At 47.0% G+C, this 21,561-nt stretch carries 17 protein-coding genes; 14 read left to right on the top strand and 3 right to left on the bottom strand.

The window, feature by feature from the left end:
• Positions 1 to 19: 19 nt before the first annotated feature.
• Entirely contained in the window at positions 20 to 1,519 is a 1,500-nt protein-coding gene (gene xylB, locus GI364_RS18440; protein ID WP_198850679.1) for a xylulokinase, read from the top strand.
• 66 nt (positions 1,520 to 1,585) lie between these two features.
• On the opposite strand, the gene GI364_RS18435 is transcribed toward xylB (GI364_RS18440), so the two are convergent.
• Entirely contained in the window at positions 1,586 to 2,347 is a 762-nt protein-coding gene (locus tag GI364_RS18435) for a DeoR/GlpR family DNA-binding transcription regulator (RefSeq protein WP_198850678.1), read from the bottom strand.
• Positions 2,348 to 2,615: 268 nt separating this feature from the next.
• On the opposite strand from GI364_RS18435, the gene GI364_RS18430 reads away from it, so the two are divergent.
• The 5 genes from GI364_RS18430 (at position 2,616) to GI364_RS18410 (ending at position 7,907) form a co-directional block, all read left to right on the top strand.
• Positions 2,616 to 4,028, top strand: a complete 1,413-nt coding sequence (locus tag GI364_RS18430; protein ID WP_233095865.1) for an ABC transporter substrate-binding protein — start codon at positions 2,616 to 2,618, stop codon at positions 4,026 to 4,028.
• Between the two features lie 103 nt (positions 4,029 to 4,131).
• Positions 4,132 to 5,073: a carbohydrate ABC transporter permease gene (locus GI364_RS18425; protein ID WP_198850677.1), complete on the top strand. Its 942-nt coding sequence runs from the start codon at positions 4,132 to 4,134 to the stop codon at positions 5,071 to 5,073.
• Complete coding sequence (locus GI364_RS18420; protein ID WP_198850676.1) at positions 5,070 to 5,885, top strand: carbohydrate ABC transporter permease; 816 nt, start codon at positions 5,070 to 5,072, stop codon at positions 5,883 to 5,885. The genes GI364_RS18425 and GI364_RS18420 overlap by 4 nt, the downstream gene beginning before the upstream one ends.
• A gap of 38 nt (positions 5,886 to 5,923) precedes the next feature.
• Positions 5,924 to 6,952 carry a zinc-dependent alcohol dehydrogenase family protein gene (locus tag GI364_RS18415; RefSeq protein ID WP_233095864.1) on the top strand — a complete coding sequence of 343 codons (1,029 nt, stop codon included), beginning with the start codon at positions 5,924 to 5,926 and terminating at the stop codon, positions 6,950 to 6,952.
• A 103-nt stretch (positions 6,953 to 7,055) separates the two neighbouring features.
• Positions 7,056 to 7,907, top strand: a complete 852-nt coding sequence (locus GI364_RS18410; RefSeq protein ID WP_198850675.1) for an NAD-dependent epimerase/dehydratase family protein — start codon at positions 7,056 to 7,058, stop codon at positions 7,905 to 7,907.
• A gap of 150 nt (positions 7,908 to 8,057) precedes the next feature.
• Here GI364_RS18410 and GI364_RS18405 read toward each other — a convergent pair whose 3' ends face one another.
• The gene (locus GI364_RS18405) at positions 8,058 to 9,224 is read right to left on the bottom strand and encodes an ROK family transcriptional regulator (RefSeq protein ID WP_198850674.1); all 1,167 of its coding nucleotides are present in this window, start codon (positions 9,222 to 9,224) and stop codon (positions 8,058 to 8,060) included.
• 642 nt (positions 9,225 to 9,866) lie between these two features.
• On the opposite strand from GI364_RS18405, the gene xylB (GI364_RS18400) reads away from it, so the two are divergent.
• The 6 genes from xylB (GI364_RS18400) to GI364_RS18375 all read left to right on the top strand — a co-directional run bounded on the left by xylB (GI364_RS18400) (position 9,867) and on the right by GI364_RS18375 (position 17,091).
• A complete protein-coding gene (xylB, locus tag GI364_RS18400; protein WP_198850673.1) occupies positions 9,867 to 11,399 on the top strand; it encodes a xylulokinase in 1,533 nt (510 codons plus the stop codon).
• A 113-nt stretch (positions 11,400 to 11,512) separates the two neighbouring features.
• Positions 11,513 to 12,823: a xylose isomerase gene (xylA, locus tag GI364_RS18395; protein WP_198850672.1), complete on the top strand. Its 1,311-nt coding sequence runs from the start codon at positions 11,513 to 11,515 to the stop codon at positions 12,821 to 12,823.
• A 411-nt stretch (positions 12,824 to 13,234) separates the two neighbouring features.
• Positions 13,235 to 14,224, top strand: a complete 990-nt coding sequence (locus tag GI364_RS18390) for an ABC transporter permease (RefSeq protein ID WP_198850671.1) — start codon at positions 13,235 to 13,237, stop codon at positions 14,222 to 14,224.
• Complete coding sequence (locus GI364_RS18385; RefSeq protein WP_198850670.1) at positions 14,221 to 15,153, top strand: ABC transporter permease; 933 nt, start codon at positions 14,221 to 14,223, stop codon at positions 15,151 to 15,153. Before GI364_RS18390 ends, GI364_RS18385 begins: the two co-directional genes overlap by 4 nt.
• Positions 15,128 to 16,156: an ABC transporter ATP-binding protein gene (locus GI364_RS18380; RefSeq protein WP_198850669.1), complete on the top strand. Its 1,029-nt coding sequence runs from the start codon at positions 15,128 to 15,130 to the stop codon at positions 16,154 to 16,156. Before GI364_RS18385 ends, GI364_RS18380 begins: the two co-directional genes overlap by 26 nt.
• On the top strand, positions 16,120 to 17,091 hold the full coding sequence (locus GI364_RS18375) for an ABC transporter ATP-binding protein (protein ID WP_198850668.1): 972 nt from the start codon (positions 16,120 to 16,122) through the stop codon (positions 17,089 to 17,091). Before GI364_RS18380 ends, GI364_RS18375 begins: the two co-directional genes overlap by 37 nt.
• A 79-nt stretch (positions 17,092 to 17,170) precedes the next feature.
• On the opposite strand, the gene GI364_RS18370 is transcribed toward GI364_RS18375, so the two are convergent.
• Entirely contained in the window at positions 17,171 to 18,040 is an 870-nt protein-coding gene (locus GI364_RS18370; RefSeq protein WP_198850667.1) for an AraC family transcriptional regulator, read from the bottom strand.
• A gap of 234 nt (positions 18,041 to 18,274) precedes the next feature.
• Between GI364_RS18370 and GI364_RS18365 the strand changes: the two genes are divergently transcribed.
• Both GI364_RS18365 and GI364_RS18360 read left to right on the top strand, forming a co-directional pair.
• Positions 18,275 to 19,954, top strand: coding sequence for an ABC transporter substrate-binding protein (locus tag GI364_RS18365; protein WP_198850666.1), 1,680 nt, complete (start codon positions 18,275 to 18,277; stop codon positions 19,952 to 19,954).
• A gap of 220 nt (positions 19,955 to 20,174) precedes the next feature.
• On the top strand, positions 20,175 to 21,533 hold the full coding sequence (locus GI364_RS18360) for a family 8 glycosyl hydrolase (protein ID WP_198850665.1): 1,359 nt from the start codon (positions 20,175 to 20,177) through the stop codon (positions 21,531 to 21,533).
• The last annotated feature ends 28 nt before the right edge of the window (positions 21,534 to 21,561 follow it).

Here is a 21,561-nt window from a genome sequence, read left to right as displayed (position 1 = left end):
TTTATGTGGAGGAATACACATGCCAATCGTACTCGGAATTGACGTGGGTACCGAAGGAACGAAGGCACTCGCGATAAATTCAGAGGGGGAGATCATTGCCGAGTCTTATTCTACTTATCGATTTGATACGCCTCGCAGCGGGTGGACCCAGCAGAATCCGGATGTCTGGTGGCAGGCGGTTCGAAACGTGCTTCATGATATTTGGAATAGAATCAACCCTCACCAAGTCGTTGGAATTGGCGTTGCGGGGCAGATGCACTCCTCCGTTTGCGTTGATGGAGACGGTATTCCCGTTCATCCAAGCATTCTCTGGAATGACACAAGGACGCACCCAATTTGCGAGCACATCTTAAACAATGTGGGGGCCGAGAAGTATCAGAGTGAAACTGGGAATTCGCTGTTACCCGGATTTACGGCAGGAAAGTTGGTTTGGATGAGAAACAACGTCTACGATGCCTACTGTCGGATTAAGACTGTTATGATGCCCAAGGACTATGTCAATTTTCGGCTGACGGGTGTAAGATCTGCGGATGTTTCAGATGCAAGCGGAACCGGGTTCTTTAATATCCGGACAAGGACTTGGAATGATGAAATGATTGAGCAGTTGGAGTTTCCAAGAGATTGGTTCCCTGCAGTTCGAGAAAGCAGCGATGTCATCGGTTACGTAACAAAATCTGCGGCTGAGGTGACTGGATTGAGACCTGGTATTCCAGTCATAGCGGGGGCCGGAGACAATGCGGCTGCAGCCGTTGGTCTCAACATATCTGAACCTGGTCAAGGTATGATATCTGTAGGCACTTCCGGGGTTGTTCTTTGTCCTCTGGATGAGCCGCCCACTGCGGAACAAGCATCCAAGCAAAATCCTACACTTCATGTCTTTTGTCATGCTTTGTCCGGAAGATGGTATGCAATGGCTGTGACACTGTCCGCAGGCGGTTCTCTCCGGTGGTTTCGGGATGTGTTTGAACAAGGCGCATCTTATGATGACATGATGGCAGTTGCAGCCAGCGCACCGCCGGGCAGCGACGGTCTCGTCTACCTGCCATACCTGACTGGCGAACGGACCCCGCTTAATTCTGACAAGATTCGCGCGGCCTTCATCGGGATTGACGTGCATCACCACAAATCGCATTTTACGCGAGCTGTTGTTGAAGGTGTCGCCTATTCGATTTCAGATGGTGTCTCACTTCTATCGCAATCAGTTGGCCCTATGAATGCGGTTACAATAACGGGTGGCGTTGTTCGAAGTCGACTTTGGCTCAATATACTCCGAAATGTTCTAGGAACACCTCTTCGCGTCCCGAAAGCGAGTGGTGGAGCTTCCTATGGTGTAGCTCTGTTGGCAGGTCTGGGTGTGGGAGTCTGGCCGAATGCATCTAAAATGCCACGTGCGTTTTCCCTGGACGCAACGGAAGTCTTTCCTCGTCAAGAACTCTCACACTTATACAAGGATGCATACCAACACAGAAGTTCTGCTATTTCTCATCTTTTAGATTGGTCACACCAGTCGAAAAGCTAGCGGGAGGACACGCAATGGTATTTACATCATATGAATTCGAAAGGGCCTGGGAAACTCTGGTGACCGCTATGCAGTCACCACTCGTACACCATTGTCTCTGAATTCTATGAGTTGTTCCGTGGGTGCTTCAGTTCCTGTGATGAAAGTATGAATCTCCTGCATTTGTGCGACGGTATGAAGTGTGACCTTTCCAATTTTGGTGTGGTCGGCGCATAAGACCGTTTGCTGCGCTGCCTTAATCATGGCTTGCTTAGATTGGACGAGTTCAGACTCTGTCTGTGTTATGCCATAAGTAGGATGTACGGCTTGGGCGCCCAAAAAAAGTTTTTGCACGTGAACGGTGTTGAGAAACTCCAGTGCAGGCATACCGTTTAATACGTATCCAGACCGGTACAAGACTCCTCCTGTAACAATGACTTTGATTCCGGTTGCTTCCCGAAGCTGGATAGCCACATTCATGTCCGGCGTAACTACAATGATATCTCTTCGGTTTACAATGTTTTTGGCTATGAATGGTGTTGTTGTCCCCGAGTCCAAAATAATGTGGTCGCCGTCATCAATCATTTCTGCAGCTTTCTGCGCTATGCGCATCTTTTGCTCCACTTCATTCTCCACTCGCTCCGGGAATGGGGGTTCAATATTGGCACTTCGGTCTACAAAGACGCCGCCATATGTTCTTTTTAACAAACCTTCCTGCTCAATTTCCGCAATATCTCGACGAATCGTAGCTTCCGACACACCAAGTTCTTTAGACAATGCTGTGATGGAAGCAATGCTCTTTCGCGTCACTAGCTCTACAATGCGCCTTTTTCTCTCGACCGGTAACATGGCTACCTCTCCTTGTGTTCATAGGTGCGCGAATGTGACTTGATATTACTTATTTTAGTATAGATTTGCAATAAAATCGACTGATACTGCACTTTATTGCTGTAGTTTGTTGTATCTATGTCTATAAATGAAATTATTTGATTGAAAATGATTTGACATGATTAAAATTGAGAACTACACTACCTAATATATCAAACTCTTCTTACAAGAATACAGTCACTCATTCTCAGTCACTCGTTTTGAATGTAAGCAAAAAGGGGGAGGAATATTGAAGAAATCAAGGTGGGTCTTCTCAACCAGTGCCGTTCTTTTAACACTGGCAGCCGTCTCGGGGTGCAATACCGCGAACAGTAATGTAAGCGGTTCAGGCAGCGGGAATACGACAACTTCAGGAGGCTCGGGAAACGGCTCCGGGACCACAATTACCGTAGCTACCGTTAACAATCCTGACATGAAAATCATGGAGAAACTGACTCCGAATTTCACAAAGCAAACTGGGATTAAGGTCAACTTTGTGACACTCCCTGAAGACCAGTTGCGGAACAAAGTAACTCAAGACGTCGCTACGAAGACCGGTAAGTTTGACGTTGTCACAGTCTCGAACTACACCACACCAATCTGGGCGAAAGACAAGTGGTTGTCAGCACTCACACCAATGTTCAACAAAATGAGTAGTTCTGCAAAGCAGAAGTACGATCTCCAGGATATTCTACAGCCTATTAGGAAGTCTTTGACAGCCCAAGGTCAACTTTATGCACTACCCTTTTATGGAGAGTCCTCAATGCTCTACTACAGAAAAGACTTGTTTAAAAAGGCCGGAATCACGATGCCGGCACATCCGACGTGGAATCAAATTGAGAGTTACGCTAAGAAGCTAAACAATCCTTCAAAGAATACCGCAGGTATTCTGCTTCGGGGTGAACAGGGGTGGGGCGAAAGTCTTGCATCCCTCGACACTGTCATTAACACCTTTGGCGGTGAATGGTTTAATCAGAAATGGCAAGCACAACTAACAAGTCCGGCTACGTCAAAAGCCGTTGATTTCTACGTGAATCTTCTTAAACAGTACGGTGAACCTGGTGCAACATCGTCTGGATTTACCGAATTGGAAACCGACATGGCAAACGGTAAAGGTGCAATGTGGTACGACTCAACGGTTGCGGCAGGATACTTGAGTGATAAGAGCAACTCCAAGTATGCGAAAGACATCGGTTTCGCCCCGGCTCCCGTTGAGACAACAAAGAACGGTCACAATTGGCTGTACACGTGGGCTTTGGGGGTGGAGAGCGCATCCAAACATAAGCAGGCAGCTTTCAAGTTTATTACTTGGGCAACAAGCAAGCAGTATATCAAGCTTGTTGGGCAAAAGGAAGGGTGGAGCGTAGTCCCTCCCGGCACGCGGGTATCAACTTATAAGAATCCGAATTACACAAAGGCTGCGCCCTTTGCCAAACTGGTTTTAAACGCAATTCAGAGTGCGACGCCAAACCACCCTACAAAAAATCCTGTTCCATACAAAGGCGTGCAGTTTGTAGGTATTCCAGAATTTCAGTCTCTGGGCAACAAAGTTTCTCAGAACATTGCAAATGCTATCTCCGGAAAAGAGAGTGTGGCAGCGGCACTGAAGCAGTCACAGAAAGAAGCAAATCAAATGGCGAAGACAAATGGTTATCAGAAATAGTTGTGTTTAAGGGTGGAGGGTCCCCCTGTGGGGCCTTCCGCGGTAAACATTTGACAGGATAAGCACCTTGTGAATCTTGAAGTGGACGGAGGCATTGATTGCGTTGGAAAACATTCAGTCTCGGATGACGACGGGAAGGGGGAGGCGTGTAACGACTCGGGCTTCTCATCAACATCCAAAACAGCGTTATATGCGCTTAATACTCCCGGGGATGATTGTTGTCGGAGTCCTGACGCAAATCCCGTTTCTAGGCACTTTGTATCTCTCGTTCTTTCGCTGGAACTTGCTGCGTCCAAGCCAGGGTATAAAATTTATTGGCTTTTCAAACTTCGCACGAGAGCTTAGCAGTATGCAATTCTATCATGCAACGTTAAACACAGTGGTCATCACGTTGTTTACTTTAGTGATTTGTCTTGGCATTGGTATGTTGCTCGCCTTACTGTTGAACCAACCATTTTGGGGGAGAGGTATTGTTCGGTCGCTGATTATTACGCCATTTTTCGTGATGTCAACAGTATCCGGGATTATATGGAAAGATATCATTTTCGATCCGAGTTTTGGCTTGTTCGCGTGGGCGATGCGTCATATTGGTATGCATCCCGTTGCGGTAGCTCAAAGTGATCCTATGATTCTCATTATTCTGGTGTTGTCATGGCGTTGGATCCCGTTCTTTATGCTGATTCTGCTGGCCGGATTACAGTCGTTTCCGGAAGAACTACATGAAAGCGGGCAATTAGATGGTGCAAATGGTATCCAAAGGTTTTTCTCTTTGGTCATTCCTCATCTGATGCGCTACATGGAAGTTGCAATTTTCCTTGGGTTGATCTTTATCTTGCAGACATTTGGCACCATTTATGTGACAACGCAGGGCGGACCTGGGCTTGCGTCCACGAATCTGTCCTACCTGGTTTATCGAACCCAAGTACAGAACTATCACTATGGACTTGCGTCGTCTGTGTCCGTTTTATTCGTTGTTCTAACAGTGGTTGGATTGTCATTCTTGTTTAAAAATATTCGCAATCGGTTTGGAGAGACCCTACGATGAAACGTTCCAAGAAGGCAGTAATTGGTATCGTAGCTTGGCTTGTAGCCATTGTCTACTTTTACCCCATTCTCGTCATGTTCCTGAATGGTTTTAAAACCGAGCAGCAGGCTGTGCACATGCCCCCAAGTCTCGTTTTCCATCCCACTTTGCACAACTACCAACTCGTTTTTTCTTCGGGGGTCTTCTCGTATTTGGGCAATTCACTGATTGCTGCAATCGGATCGACCATAATTGCGCTGGCTATCGGTGTGCCAGCGGCATACGCCCTGGCGATTTACAAACCGAAGCACGGAGATGACATCTTTTTCTGGTTTATTACAACGAAGATTCTTCCGTCTGTCGGTGTCATTGTGCCTGTATACATTATGTTTCGGGATTTGAACATGCTCGATACACTCTATGGTCTTTCACTTCTCTATATTGGCATGAATACGCCGATTGTAGTTTGGATGATGCGGTCCTTCTTCACAGATATTCCGTATTCTGTGATTGAATCGAGTCAGGTCGATGGTGCACATGGTTTTGCCCTGATTTGGAGAATTATACTGCCGCTAGTACGTCCTGGTCTATTTGCAACGTCACTGTTATGTCTTGTGTTTTCGTGGAATGAATTCTTCTTTGCATTAAACATTACCGATACGCATGCAGCTACGCTTCCCATATTGGTCTCTTCGTTTATGACTAGTGAGGGACTGTTTTGGTCCAAATTAAGTGCCATTGGCACGATTGCGGTTCTGCCTCCGGTCATTTTCGGTTGGATCGCTCAGAAGCAGCTGGTGCGGGGATTAAGTATGGGTGCCGTCAAAGGTTAAGGAGAAGCACTACTATACGTAAACGGAGTGTGAGATGAATGAGCAAACGAGAAATGAGAGCCTTCGTAGTCCATGGACCGCGAGATGGAAGAGTAGAAATAGTTCCGTACCCAACATTGACATCCGAACACGACATGATTGTTCGTGTGCACAGTGTCGGTATATGTGGAACCGATCAGCACATTTTCGACGGTGAATTTCTTTCACCCTATCCAATTATTCCGGGACATGAGTTCTCCGGGATAGTTGAGGAAGTAGGCGCTGGCGTGGACCGCTTTCAACCCGGTGACAGAGTATCTGTCGATCCAACGCTGTACTGTGGGGGTTGTGAATACTGTCTGACCAATCGATTTAATCACTGTGAGCACTGGGGAGCTATTGGCAATACAACTGACGGAGCATTAGCGGAGTACGTTGCCGTACCGGCAAAAAACGCCGTAAAAATGCCTGATGAGATGACATTTGAGCAAGGTGCTTTCGTGGAACCCATCGCATGCGTTGTTCACGGGATGAACAGGTTACAGGTCCGTATGGGTGACAGCGTATTACTTTTTGGGGTTGGTGCCATGGGACTTCAATTGATTCAAGCATTAGCCCATGCAGGTGCCTCGGAGTTGGTCGTCGTTGATGTGGAACAGACAAAATTGGACACCGCCCTGAAATATGGTGCCACTCGAGGCATACTTTCCGAGACATCAGAGGCGGTCCTGTCACACTCATATCCAAAGGGATTCGACATCGTAGTTGATGTCACTGGAATACCGCAGGTTATTCAAACAGAGTTTAAGTACCTGGGTAAGACGGGCAAGTTTCTGCAATTTGGTGTAACTCCCCAGGAAGCACAGATTACAGTAAATCCCTTTGAAATCTATAATCAGGACTGGACCATACTTGGTTCGATGGCGATTAACAACACTTTTATACCCGCTTTTCAACTTCTTAAAGAAGGCAGAATTGATATTGGGGAGATTTTAACACACACAATTTCACTCGATGAAGTCCCTGAGTTACTGTCGCAACCCAAGGATAAAACCGCATTAAAAGTCCAGGTTGAACTGATTCGCTAGAATCGCTGTTGATGGCAGATCTACCGAGCAGGGAACGGACTCTGCAAACGAGAAGAAGACCTGAGAAAGAGTAGTGTGTAGAAACCTTAGGGGAGTGTTGGGATTGTCAAAAGTGGTCATCACCGGCGGGAGCGGAAAGTTAGGCAAATGGGTTGTCAAGGAATTTGTTGATAACGGTTATGAAGTGGTGAATGTTGACACAAAACTGCCTGAAGAGCCTCTGTGTAGAACTGTACTTACCAATTTAACAAATCTTGGTGAGGTCTACGGAGTGTTGAGTGATGCAGACGCCGTTGTTCATTTAGCTGCTATACCTGTAGCATATTCACATCCGAACGAGGTCACCTTTCAAAACAACGTGATGGCAACCTATAATATTTTGGAAGCTGCATCGACCCTTGGAATTCAAAAGGCCGTGATTGCATCCAGTGAATCTTCCTATGGAATCTGCTTTGCGGTGCATCCGATGGAGCCCAAATATGTTCCAATCGACGAAGAACATCCCCAACTGCCCCAAGACAGTTATGGTCTTTCGAAAATTGTAAATGAAAAAACTGCAGAAATGTTTCATAGAAAAACGGGAATTCAAGTTGCCTGCTTCCGTCTAGGAAATGTGATTACACCTGATATGTATCCCCTTTTTAAGGGTTTTATCCATGACGCAGTAGAGCGGGAGCGTATTTTATGGAGCTACATTGATGCTCGGGATGCGGGAACTGCCTGCAGGCTAGCCATCGAGACGGATAATTTGGGAGCCGTCGCTTTAAACATTGCGAACGATGAAACAAGTATGGACATTAAAAGCCGCGAATTGATGGCAGCTCGCTATCCGAATGTAACAGACTTCCGAGAGGAGTTGTCTGGCTATGAGACACTGCTTTCAAACAAGAAAGCAAAGGAGTTATTAAATTGGCAACCAGTTCACGTGTGGCGCAAGTATGTTGCTGTAGACTAGGTCGCCGCCGCTGACATGCTGTAGTTTTTTAATGAGAACGACCTCGCGCTTTCCTGCGCGAGGTCCTCTATGTCCGGCCGATTTTGCGTGTAGGCTTTCTGTTTGCTTTGTCATGACAATTGCGACAGATACTTGAGTCAGATAGCTGAGTCAGTGTATTGGACCAGCAAAATACTCGTTAATCGCAAGTGCTGCTGCGCCGACTGAAGTGGCATCACGTCCAAGGGAGGCCACTTCCACCCTGACTTGAGAGGGAGGAGTTCTCAAGGTTGAATTGCCGATGATTTGTTCGATTTGAGGGATTACCCAGCTTCCTAGGGTACTAAAGTGATTTCCAATAATGACGAGTGTGGGATTCAATCCATTGATAATATTGTTAATGCCAATTCCTAAGTACTGACCGACAGACTGGACACTTTGAAACGCCATGGCGTCTCCTTGTGACAAGAGCGAAATGATTTCCGGAGTGGGCAGCGTCCTGCCAGAGAGCTGCTGGTATTTTGTGACCAGTGCCTTCTCAGATGCGTACATTTCCAGACAGCCTCGATTACCGCAGGAGCAGCGCAACCCTTGCGTCTCGACAACCATGTGACCAAACTCCCCGGCGGTCCCATGACTGCCTCGGACCAGGTTGTCGTTTATCATGATGCCGGTCCCGATACCGGTACTCACGCTGAGATAGATAAAGTTCGACACCTGTTTGCCATGTCCAAACATTTTCTCCGCCAAAGTACCTGTGTTCGCCTCGTTATCAATGAAGATGGGGATATTCAGGTGCGTTTCAAGATAGGATTTTAGAGGAACATTGAACCAACCGAGATTTGGCGCATTTAATACGGTACCGTTGCTAAAGTCAACCATACCAGGCACACCAATGCCGGCTCCAATGATGCCTAGTCTTGAAGGAGGGGTTTTTGCAATGATTTCCTTCACTAGGTTTGCCAACGACGCAATAGTTTCTTGAATATTCCCAGCATCGGGAGATTTGGTCTCTTCTGAGAGAGCAATATTGCCCGCCAAGTCAGTGGATAGGGCACGAACGTAGTCTACTCCGAGTTCAACACCAATGGTATGTCCTGCACTCCCGTTGAATCCAAGCATGACAGGGCGCCTTCCTACCGATGAATGGCCAGGTCCTAATTCAATGACAAGGCCTTCCGAAATGAGTTCATCAATCAGAGAGGACACGGTCGCTTTATTAAGGCCGCTTTCCACGGAAATTTGTGAACGCGAAATAGGACTTCTTCTTCGGATTAAGTTAATGGTTATGGACTTGTTCAATTCTTTTATAAAAGCTTGATCTCCTGTGCGTATCATTAACAAAGCCTGCCCGTAAATGGAGTCATCAGAGTTGTCTGTGAGCATTCTATCGCAGCAACTTGACATTCATGTATACTAATATACAAATGGGTGGAAAGTAAAAGACTGAAAGTTATTTAAAGAAGTAATCCTGAATAGGTTAGTATTATTCCTTATAATTATAGAAGAATTAGTGTAATGTGTCAAACAAATAAACCCATCATTAGTCTTCAAGTGATCCCAAATTGCTATGGATACAACCTATTTTCATCTGAAGTTTCGGGATTTTAAATTCCGAGATATAGTGCTGTATTTGATAGGGTTTAGCTGCTTGATAGGGTTAGAGAAAGTATACCTATCGAAAAAATGACTTGAAAAAAAACAAGGTAAATAATATACTCGACTTGATTAATTTGTTTATATCTTAAACAAAATGACTTGTAATGCAAAATCACATGTGCGATAAAAATGGGTCGGAAATTCCTCGGCCGTTTGTCCGCTCAAGTGTGCATCGGAGTTGCTTTTAACTGGCTTGCAATCGGATTCAGGAAGTCATTCTCTCTGGTTCTGGTGAAGAATACATAACCTTCGTCGACTGTTCCCTGAGAGATGGTATATGAAAGTCGTATCCAAACCAGCGTTGGAAGGGGAGGTCGTGTGATGACTATGCAACAAGCAGTGCTGGGAATTGACATAGGAACCTCCGGCACAAAAGTGATTGTAGTAGGAGTTGATGGTACGGTTCTGGGTTCCGCCACAGAAACGTATGACATGGCGACTCCAAAGCTCGGGTGGGCAGAGCAAAATCCCGAGGACTGGTGGAACGCAACCGTTAAGGCCACGCAGCGTGCACTAGAGAAAAAGACCAACCTTGATGTTCAAGCCATTGGGTTTTCTGGCCAAATGCACGGTTTGGTGCCCTTAAACAGAGACGGCGAAGTGTTGCGACCTTCTATTATCTGGTGTGACGTGCGAACTGAAGAACAATCCATTGCGTTGGAGCAGACGGTTGGCAGAGAGCAAATCATTCAATTGACGCAAAACCCCCCTCTTCCGAATTTCACTCTAACAAAACTGTTGTGGATGAGAGATTATGAACCGGATTTGTATCGTCAAATTCGCTGTGTACTACTGCCGAAGGATTATATCCGATACAAACTGACGGGCTCATATGCCATGGACGTTGCTGATGCGTCTGGGACACTGCTGTTTGATGTATCCAAACGCAAGTGGTCCAGCGAAATGTGTCAAGCCACTGGGGTGTCAAAGGAATGGCTTCCACCTGTCTACGAGTCCAACGACGTGGTTGGGCATCTTACCGATGGAGCCGGTGCGCTGCTGGGTCTGCCTGGAGGTATTCCGGTCGTCGCAGGAGCTGGAGACCAAGCAGCAGGTGCCATCGGGTTGGGAGTTCTGGAACCCGGAGCGATTTCTGCAGTGTTTGGGACCTCCGGCGTGGTGCTGGCTGTTACGGATTCCCCGCTTCGGGATCCCAAAGGCCGGTTGCATACTTTTTGCCATGGGCAGAGGGACAGTTGGTTTGTCATGGGTGTTACTCAGGCAGCAGGCGGATCGCTTCAGTGGTACCGAAATCGGTTTGCGCAAGTTGAACAACTAGCTGCGAATCAATCCAAACGTGATGTCTACGAGTTTTTGATGGACGAAGCTGAGTCGGTTGCTCCCGGGGCGGAAGGGTTATTGTTTCTTCCCTATTTGCTGGGGGAGAGAACACCGCACCTGGATCCAAATGCGCGAGGCGGCTGGATTGGATTGCAATGGCGCCATGACTTGTCTCATTTGGTACGCTCCGTGCTGGAGGGCGTTTCTTTCAGTCTGAGGGATGCTTGGGAAATCATCCGCGAACTCGGTATTACATCCTCGCAGTGGAAGGCTTCAGGAGGCGGTGCACAAGGAGACATCTGGATGCAAATTTTCGCAAGCGTTGTTCGACAGGAGTTGGAAATTGTCCAGGCTTCACACGGCCCGGCCTACGGAGCAGCCATCTTGGCAGCCCAGGGGGTTGGGATTCTCGACGAAACGAGCGAATCCGTTCACTCTTGGCTCTCATCCGGGAAGACTGTCCGTCCCAAGGAGGAATGGGTCGAGTTTTACGATTCACTCTATTCGGTTTTTCGCCAAGGCTATGCGGCATCGAAGGATATTGTTACACAGCTTAACCAGCTTTCGAGGTAAATGCAGCTAAGAATCCACACTCACTCTGCGATACAAAAGCTGTGGAAACACAAGGCAGTCCTTGGTATAAAGCACTCATTGACAGTCACACAACAACTTAGGAGGAGAAGAGAATGGCATACTTTGAACATGTAAAGAAGATTGCATATGAGGGTCCTCAGTCCAAGAATCCCCTGGCTTTTAAGTATTACAACCCTGACGCAGTGGTAGCAGGAAAGCGAATGGAAGATTACTTGCGGTTCTCTGTAGCATACTGGCATTCGTTTACAGCTAACGGCTCCGATCAGTTTGGAGTCGGAACAATGAAACGGACTTGGAACCATCTGTCTGGTATGGATTTGGCGAAGGCAAGAGTGGAAGCTGCCTTTGAATTCGCAGAAAAATTGGGTGTGCCGTACTTTGCATTTCACGACAGGGATATTGCACCGGAGGGGGACACGCTCTCTGAAACCAACCGGAATCTGGACGTCATTGTATCGATGATTGCGGAATATATGAAGACGTCAGGCGTAAAACTGCTGTGGAACACAGCAAACATGTTCACAAACCCAAGGTTTGTACACGGTGCTGCCACCTCCTCCAATGCGGATGTATTTGCGTATGCGGCAGCACAGGTGAAAAAGAGCTTGGAAATTGGCAAAGAGCTTGGTTCTGAAAACCATGTGTTCTGGGGCGGACGCGAGGGATACGATACGCTGCTGAACACAAACATGGAGCTTGAACTGGACAATTTGAGCAGGTTCTATCACATGGCACTGGAGTATGCGGACGCAATTGGCTATACAGGTCAATTCTTGATTGAGCCGAAGCCGAAAGAGCCTACAACACACCAATACGATTACGATGCAGCTAACAGTATCGCATTCTTATACAAGTATGGATTGAAGGACAGATTCAAACTGAACATTGAGGCGAACCATGCCACATTGGCCGGACATACTTTCCAACATGAGTTGCGAGTGAGCCGGGTGAACGGGGTTCTTGGTTCAGTGGATGCGAACCAAGGGGACCTGCTGTTGGGATGGGACACGGATGAGTTCCCGACAGACCTGTACTCGACAACGCTTGCGATGTACGAAATTCTGCAGAATGGCGGGCTTCACAGTGGTGGGATGAACTTTGACGCAAAGACGCGTCGGCCTTCGATGGATCCTGAGGACTTGTTCTACTCGCACATTGCAGGGATGGACAGCTTTGCAAAGGGGCTTCAAGTCGCATCGAAGCTGCTCGAAGACAGAGTGTTGGAAGACTTCATCGATACGCGCTACCGGAGCTACAAGGAAGGAATTGGAGCAGATATTGTTGCTGGGAAGGCCAACTTTAAGAGTCTAGAAGAGTATGCATTACAACACGAGATTCGTAACGAATCTGGCCGTCAGGAAATGCTTAAATCAATTTTGAATCAATATATCGCATCCGTATAAATTACTGGATTGGATGATGAACTGTTTTTAGAAATTGGAGAAACAAAATAACCCGGCTGGAGCAGCCGGGTTATTCTCACAATACATGGGTCGTTCTGTAAAAACTGCAAGGAAAAAATTCTGGTTTTGCCCAACCGAATGTTTGCACGATTTGGGTAATAACAGGCTTGAACTGGGAATGTTAACGCTCCCACAAGACTGATATTATAATTGTCAAGTAATTTGAGAGGAGATATGGGGTGAGAAAAATGGATAAAAGTTTGTGCTCCGTAGTGTAAGAAATACAAGAAAATTCAGAAACGAATTGTAAGCGCATACGCAGGGAGGCAAGACAAGTCTAGTTGTGGATTGCGTCGACAGCAGCAGCACATGTGCAAGAGTTATACAAGCCGTTCAAGAGGGAGGGATTTTATGCGGTATGTTTTAAACCGTCTTGGCTTTTTTGTGGTATCCATATGGGCGGCAGTCACAATCAACTTTGTTCTGCCGCGTATGATGCCCGGGGACCCGGCAGACGCAATGTTCGCCAAGTTTAGCAACAGCTTGTCTCCGCAAGCACTGCAGGCATTAAAGTTACAGTTTGGATTCAGCAAACAGCCTCTTTTAATACAGTATTTTACTTACCTGAAAAATTTGGTCACTGGTCACTGGGGTTTGTCTTATACGTACTATCCAACTCCAGTCACACAGGTCATCCAAAGGAGTCTTCCCTGGACCCTGGTTCTTGTTGGCAGTACGACCGTCATTGCAGTTTTCGTTGGCACGGGTCTCGGAATCTGGATTTCCTGGCGACGAGGAGGGATTATGGATTCCATTTTGCCTGTTGGTTCCATGGTTGTCCAAGCCACACCGTATATGTTCACGGCACTGCTTTTGTTGTTTGTATTCGCTTACAAATTCGGATGGTTTCCTCTATCCGGAGGTTATGCCTCTCAGTATAAGCCGTCCCTGACTATGCCCTTTTTGCTTTCCGCGTTAAAACACGGTGTGCTTCCGGCTATCACTATTTTTCTTGGGTCACTGAGCGGGTGGTTGGTCGGTATGCGCAACAATATGATTTTAACACTGGGTGACGATTATGTGGTTTTTGCAGAAGCGAAGGGGGTCAAGCCGGGAAGACTCATTTTCTCATATGCGGCTCGCAACGCCATTTTACCTCAGGTTACGAGTTTTGCTATTGCCATCGGTAATGTGGTAAGCGGTTCCATTTTAACAGAGCAAGTGTTTTCATATCCGGGGATTGGAGAGCAATTAAACCAGGCTGTCTTACAAGAAGACTACCCGCTCATCCAAGCTGCCTTTCTTATTATTGCTGTGTCAGTTCTAGTTGCAAACCTCATTGTTGATATGATTTACAGTCGGTTGGACCCACGTGTTCGTACAGGGGGCGCTAACGCATGACGACAGAAACGACAGGTATTTCCCCGAGTCCACAATTTCGTAAGAAAAAGCACAGATTTGGCTTTGTGCGATTGCTGTTTGTAGATAAGAGATCGGCTGTTGGGGTAGTCCTGTTCCTTATATTCGCCTTGGCTGCGATTTTTGCGCCGTTCATTGCACCCTACAATCCTCTGTCAACGAACTTCCCCATGAGTGAACCTCCTAGTGCAGCACATTTATTCGGGACGACCACGACCGGACAGGATATCTTTTCCCAGTTCATTTACGGCGCGAGGGCAACGCTGACAGTCGGTGTCGGGGCTGGACTTCTGGCAACTGTCATTGGCTTGCTCTTCGGTGTTACGGCTGGATACTATCCGGGTATCGTCGACACCGTCCTGAACTTTGTCACAAACATTTTCTTGGTCCTGCCGGGATTGGCGTTGCTGATTGTCATTGAATCAATGGTTCACAACAGTACACCGATGATAAACGGGGTCATTATTGGATTGACAGGCTGGGCTTGGGGTGCGCGGATATTTCGTGCGCAGACCATGTCCTTGCGCGGACGCGAGTTTATTGTCGCGGCAAAACTCTCCGGTGCCTCTCCGCTGCGCATCATGGTAACGGAAATCATTCCAAATATGACGAGTATTATCGCATCGAACATCATTTTTGCTTGCCTTGGTGCCATTCTTGCGGAATCCGGACTCGCCTACTTAGGACTGGAGAACGTTACATCTGTGAGTTGGGGGACAATTCTGTACTGGGCTCAAGCGGGAAGTGCAATGTTGAATGGGGCTTGGTGGTGGTTCATTCCACCTGGGGCAGGTATTGCGCTTGTCGGGCTGGCTTTAGTTCTCATCAACTTCAGTATCGACCAATTTACCAACCCGCGACTTCGACAGTTGGGAGGCAAACGCCGTGGAAGAAAACACGCCCGTCCTTGAGTTGGAAGACGTTTCGGTGGTATACGAATCTGCTGCCGGTCCAGTTCAAGCTGTGAATGACGTAAATCTCAAAGTCTACCGAAATACGATTGTTGGTTTAATTGGAGAATCGGGATCGGGAAAATCGACATTGGCTAACGCAGTGATGAGACTGCTTAAGAACGGGGCGCACATTACAAAAGGAACGGTTCGTGTAAATGGTCAAGACATATACGCCATGAGCAAGAAAGAACTGCGCACATTCCGGTGGAACAAAATGTCTATGGTCTTCCAGAGTGCCATGACAGCCTTAAATCCTGTGATGAATGTCGAAAAGCAAATTGTCGATACTCTGCGTGCTCACCGACCCCACATGTCCATTCGAGAAGCCCGGAACAGGGCCTTTGAATTGTTAAGTTTGGTCAGAATTGACCGCAAGTACTTAAAAAGCTATCCGCACGAGCTTTCGGGCGGCATGCGACAACGGATTGTCATTGCTATCGCCATTGCGCTTGAGCCCGATTTAGTCATTATGGATGAACCGACAACAGCCTTAGATGTTGTTGTGCAGCGTTCGATCTTAAATCAGATTCAGGAACTTCAGGCGGAACATGGTTTTGCAATTTTGTTTATCAGCCATGACTTCAGTCTGGTTACAGAATTGGCACAACGGGTTGCCATCATGTATGCGGGCAGAATCGTGGAGGACACAGAGTCCAAAAGACTGGGTGACGACGTAGACCATCACCCGTACACAGAAGGACTCTTACGGGCAATTCCAAAGCTGACGCATGAAGACGTTCATATTGAAGGTATTCCTGGGAGTCCGCCAAACCTGCTGCAGTTGCCAGATGGCTGTGCGTACCACCCTCGATGTCCGTTTGCGGCAGAGGTCTGCAAAGAAGCCAGGCCCGCGAAGGTTAGTTTAGGCGAATACGCACAGGTGGAATGTCACTTGTTTAACTCCGAGAAAGGAGGCATATCGACATGGCCCAGCAAAGATTCATTGAAGTTGACAACCTGAAAATCCGCTTTCCAATACGGAACGAAAGAGGCAAGGCGTACATTACGCCCGTAGATGACGTCAGCTTTCATATAAACAAAGGTGAAGTTTTGTCGCTTGTCGGGGAATCTGGAAGCGGGAAAAGTACCATAGGTCGGGCTTTGGTCAGAATACTTGAACCGTCGCAAGGCACAATTTCAGTGGGAGGGCAAGATGTATCTCACATTCGCAGAGCAAAACTCAGTGATTATCGGAAAACGGCTCAAATGGTGTTTCAAGACCCGTTTGGTTCGCTAAATCCTGTGCGTACGCTGGAAAAGCATTTAGAATTTCCGTTACGAAAGTTTCGTCATGGAAATTCAAGCCAAGTATCACAGCAAATTGATGAACTATTCGAGAGAGTAGGCTTAACCCCTATTGATGAGTTCCGCAACAAATTTCCCCATGAACTCTCAGGTGGACAACGACAGCGTGTAGCAATAGCACGGGCATTGGCCGTGAATCCGTCTTTTATTGTTGCAGATGAACCCATCTCCATGCTTGATGTTTCCATCAGAGCGGGGATTCTTGAACTAATGAGCGAACTGCAAAGCGATTTTGACCTATCGTATTTGTATATCACCCACGACCTTGCGTCTGCTCGTTATTTTGGAGACCGCATCATGGTGATGTACGGGGGTCGCGTTATGGAGACTGCTTCCTCCAGAGACTTGCTGAAATCACCGTTGCACCCGTATACGAGATTAATGTTTGCGGCCACACCAGGAAGTGACTGGAGTAAGAGCTTACCTGAAACCAGCAATGAAGCGCCTGATTTATCGGAAGGTCGTGTCGGATGTCCATTTGCGCACAGGTGCCCATATGTGAAAGACGATTGTCGAACAGAAACCCCGGCATTACGCGAACTGGCAGCACATCACTACGCGGCTTGTCATTACGCAAAGGAACTGGCGTAGAAGTTCAAGGATAGTCTAAGGACGATTTTGAAACGAAGCGTCAAGTACTTCATAATGCGCTGTCTTGCGAAGACAACAACTACTGGAAATCCACGCGGAATGACCTTGGCGATTGTCCGGTCCATCGTTTGAATTGTCGACTGAAATGGGCAATGTCACCGTAGCCTAATTTTCTGGAAATGGTTTCTACGGTCATATCGGATTCTATGAGCAGTAACTTGGCTTTTCGTAGTTTAACAGCAGAGAGATATTGACGGGGAGACATACCGTAGACTTCCTGAAAGATGCGTCCACAAGTTGAAACGCTGTAGCCAAGGTCGAGGGATATTTGATGGACTATGTCTTTTGGTTGCTCCTCTTCCTGGTCAATCTTATCAACATAGGCGTCTAAGGCATCAGCAATCTGTCGCGAAATCATTGCGCCGGCACTGTGAGGCCTGGCATCCGTCTGGCCAGACAGAGCGTCACTCAGTTTGGCGAATAATTCAAACATGGTAGCCAGTGCCGACATGCGCTGTGCAACTGAATGTTCATCCTTGCAGACTGTGATGTCAATGAGCTTTTTTAGAACGGAATCGATTTCCTGAGCCAGCACACTGTCATGGCGATAGAAAATACACTCGTTGCTGTAGAGCAATTCTCGTATGGGCCGGTAATCAACGTCGAAATGAAGACAGTAGTAGGTCATTGAAGAACCCTTTGAACATTGAGCTTGATGGATGTCTTTGGGTTTCAGCAAAAGCAGATCGCCTGGGTCCTGTACGTATCGTTTTCCATTTACGACCATGGTTTGCTGTCCTTCAACAACAAGATTAATTTCGAACAACGTATCTGTGTGCTTGGGATATTTCCAGTGAGAATCCACGGATCGCAGGTGCGCAGCAAACAAACGAAACGTTGAATCCATGTTAGGCATCATGTATTCGTACAACGCATTGGGCTGTCCCATGTCCTCACCTTCATTCTGAAAAGTTGTGCGCGTTTTGGGTAAAAGTCGGCCCGAACTGGGCATATGACTCCCTGACGCCAATGATATTATAAGAATTGTCAAAATATCAACTGAGATAGAACTGGTAAGTTTCATCGATGAACAGCCTTGGAAAGTGATTTCATTCTAGCGGCTGAAAGCGCATCCATCATGACTTTCACGTACTATATTACCTTATTACAGGGGGGCAAAAAGATGAAAACAGTGAAAAAATTGGGCTTGTTGAGCAGTGCGGTGGTCATTCTTGGTATCGCTGTCACTGGTTGCGGGAACTCCAATAGTGCAAACAGCAACGTTTCTGGCAAATCCTCAAATCAGGCGACTTCGAATTCATCGGCTGGCAAGGCACAACCAATTCTCATGTTGCCGACTCCGGAGGGAAGCTATCAGAAGAATTTTAACCCGTTTTCCACCACCGCTGACTACGGCGCAATCGGACTGGTCTACGAGCCGCTGTTTTACTACGATGGCTTAACCGGCAAAAAATTCCCTTTTCTAGGAAAAACAATGACGTGGAGTAATGGAAATAAGACGCTGACAGTACAGCTTAATACGAAAGCGAAATGGTCGGACGGTAAGCCGTTCACTGCGCAGGATGTAGTCTATACCTTTCAAATCCTAAAGAAGAATCCGTCTCTTGATTTGAACGGAGTTTGGCAAAAACTAAACAGTGTGAAGGCGAAGGGAACCTCAGCGGTTGTTTTCAATTTTAAGCAGGCCGATGTTCCGTTTGCGATGTATGTGCTGGAAACGTATATTGTGCCAAAGCACATCTGGAAGAACATCTCAAATCCTGCCAAAAATCTTAACGCAAGTCCTGTAGGCACCGGGCCGTACACTCTGCAAAGCTTTACATCTCAAGATATTAAATACAAGGCAAACCCCAATTATTACAAAGGAAAGCCTCCAGTACCTGAGGTAGAGATTCCCGCGTACAACGGAAATAACAGTGCTACATTGGCTTTGACACAAGGCAAGTTGGATTGGACAGGATTGTTTATCCCCAACATCAAAAAAATCTATACTTCGAAAAAATCGACCAATAACTACTGGTTTCCGCCGACGCAAATTTTCAGTCTCTTGCCGAACTTCCAGAATCCTTTGTTGAGCAAGAAAGTTGTGCGTCAGGCGATGAGTCTGGCGATCAACCGAAAGGCCCTGGCACAAAAGGCTGAATACGGTTTTGAACAAGTGGCACAACCAAATGCCGTGTCTCCATCCCAGAGTAAGTGGTTAGACCCGAACCTCACAGCTTCTGAGAAGAGTTTTACCTACAGCGTTTCAAAAGCGAAGCAGTTGCTGCAAAATGCTGGCTATAAGGAGAATGGTTCAGGAGTTATGGTTTCTCCGTCTGGAAAACAGTTGAAATTCAATCTCATTACTGTAGCTGGCTGGACTGACTGGGATATGCAGGCCTCCATGATTGCACAGGACTTAAAACAGATTGGAATTAAGGTAAATGTTCAACAGGAGCAGAACGCATCGTACCAAGCCAATTTAAAAGCTCACAAGTTCCAGTTGGCAGTGTCGGCTGCTAACGGTGGACCCAATCCGTATTATGTGTTCGACGCACTGTTGCGTACCAAAGGAGCATCGAATTGGATGGCTTACAGTAATAAGACGGTTGACAAGGCATTGAATACATTCGCAGGAACAACAGACCCAACCAAACAAAAGCAAAGTATCTACACCATAGAAAAAGTCATGGCTAATGATTTGCCAACAATCCCGCTCACATACAATGCGACTTGGTACGAATTTAGTACAGCCAAATACACAGGATGGCCGAGCAAAAACAATCCGTATGTATCACCGTCAGTATGGAATCGCCCCGCAGCTTCAATTATTCTGATGCACTTGAAGCCGGCGAAATAACAACAGGACCCGCTGCTTCGTCTGATTCAATGTGAGAGGTTGCAATACAAACAGTCGCTCGGCACACAACAATACTAGTATGGTTAAATTTGGCGCAGCAATGGCTTCGCACGTACTGTGATTAGGCAGATGTAAATAAGCAACTGTGAAGTGTTCTGTTCGTCGACGGTCCGCAGATTTGGTTGATTCAAAGGTAGTGAACCACTAGGAGGAATTGAGAATGTTGAGGAAGCTTAGTTTAGCAGGAGTGGGATTACTGTCTTCGCTCATGGTCGTAAGTCCTGTAACCGCTTTGGCAGCATCACACAGGTCTGGCAATGCAGTAGGCAGTGCATCCCATTACGGAGGAAAGCCAGTGAGTTGGGGAGGACCCAACATGTTTGCCCAGACAGGCTATTCACAGACAGCCATCCACCAAAAAATCAAGGCCGCCTGGAATCAGTTGTTTCACGGGAACAAAAACACCCAGACCGTATACTATCAGATGACGCCTACGATGGCTTACATCGAGGATATTGGCAATGCCGATGTGCGCACGGAAGGTATGGGGTACGGCATGATGATTGCAGTGGAGCTAGGACATAAGAAAGCGTTTGACTCTTTGTGGAACTACGCAAAAACATATATGCAGCATAAGTCGGGGCCTGAAAAATACTATTTCTCGTGGCATACAAAACCGAACGGTACCGTATTGGATACGGGTGTGGCACCTGACGGCGACCAGTGGATAACGGCTGCATTGTTGTTTGCTTCAGCCCGTTTTGGAAACGGCGGCGGTATCTACAACTATAAGCACCAGGCCAGGTTGATTTTACACGCAATGTGGCACGACTCTGCTATTGGCGGTGTGAATATGTTTAGTCACAAGTATTACTTACCGACATTTTCACCGCCTGGAAGCGTAGGATTTACGGATCCGTCCTATGCTCTACCCGCGTTCTACAGAGTCTTTGCAGCGGCCGACCCAGCCGATCGCGTTCTTTGGGACAAAGCATACTTTGCCTCCCAACGCTTACTCCAAAATGCTGCTAATCCCAAGACCGGATTGGCGCCGGATTACAGCACATTTACCGGGAAACCATATGCCCCCTCTTGGGGACCACAACACAAGTATTTTGAGTTTGACGCTTGGCGGGCAATTGCTAATGCAAATGTCGATGCGGCATGGTTTGGACCAAAGCCCTGGGAGGTAAGGTACTCCAACACCATAGAGAAGTTTTTTAACAGTCAAGGGATAAATTCTTATGGGAACAATTATGCCTTGAATGGGACAGAATTAAGCACTAGCTCCGGTCACTCTACCGGTTTGGTAGCCATGAATGCATCATCCGCTATTGCCGCAAGACAACCGTTAAAATACGAGTTTGTGAAGTCTTTGTGGAATCAAAGTATTCCTTCCGGACACTGGCGATACTACGACGGAATGTTGTATATGTTGGGGCTGCTCTATGACAGCGGTGAATTTAAAGTCTGGTGGCCGACGCCTGAGCGTCATTTCTGGTTTAGAGGATACAATACATGGTATAACGACAGCTTTGGTGAGCGCAAAGCTGCCGGATTTATGAAGGGTTCCATGTAGGTACTTTCTTTTGCGAGATGAGCGTCAC

It is taken from the genome of Alicyclobacillus sp. SO9, assembly GCF_016406125.1.
Lineage (GTDB): Bacteria > Bacillota > Bacilli > Alicyclobacillales > Alicyclobacillaceae > SO9.
Note: the sequence above shows the minus strand (reverse complement) of the source record. Positions and strands in the feature narration are given on the sequence as shown.

Bases quoted from the DNA above. Each gene is read 5' to 3' on its own strand.
- GI364_RS18435 (WP_198850678.1), bottom strand. From the start codon at position 2,347: ATGTTACCGGTCGAGAGAAAAAGGCGCATTGTAGAGCTAGTGACGCGA.
- xylB (WP_198850673.1), top strand. From the start codon at position 9,867: ATGACTATGCAACAAGCAGTGCTGGGAATTGACATAGGAACCTCCGGC.
- GI364_RS18420 (WP_198850676.1), top strand. From the start codon at position 5,070: ATGAAACGTTCCAAGAAGGCAGTAATTGGTATCGTAGCTTGGCTTGTA.
- xylA (WP_198850672.1), top strand. From the start codon at position 11,513: ATGGCATACTTTGAACATGTAAAGAAGATTGCATATGAGGGTCCTCAG.
- GI364_RS18390 (WP_198850671.1), top strand. From the start codon at position 13,235: ATGCGGTATGTTTTAAACCGTCTTGGCTTTTTTGTGGTATCCATATGG.
- GI364_RS18360 (WP_198850665.1), top strand. From the start codon at position 20,175: ATGTTGAGGAAGCTTAGTTTAGCAGGAGTGGGATTACTGTCTTCGCTC.
- GI364_RS18415 (WP_233095864.1), top strand. From the start codon at position 5,924: ATGAGCAAACGAGAAATGAGAGCCTTCGTAGTCCATGGACCGCGAGAT.
- GI364_RS18370 (WP_198850667.1), bottom strand. From the start codon at position 18,040: ATGGGACAGCCCAATGCGTTGTACGAATACATGATGCCTAACATGGAT.
- GI364_RS18385 (WP_198850670.1), top strand. From the start codon at position 14,221: ATGACGACAGAAACGACAGGTATTTCCCCGAGTCCACAATTTCGTAAG.
- xylB (WP_198850679.1), top strand. From the start codon at position 20: ATGCCAATCGTACTCGGAATTGACGTGGGTACCGAAGGAACGAAGGCA.
- GI364_RS18375 (WP_198850668.1), top strand. From the start codon at position 16,120: ATGGCCCAGCAAAGATTCATTGAAGTTGACAACCTGAAAATCCGCTTT.
- GI364_RS18365 (WP_198850666.1), top strand. From the start codon at position 18,275: ATGAAAACAGTGAAAAAATTGGGCTTGTTGAGCAGTGCGGTGGTCATT.
- GI364_RS18405 (WP_198850674.1), bottom strand. From the start codon at position 9,224: ATGATACGCACAGGAGATCAAGCTTTTATAAAAGAATTGAACAAGTCC.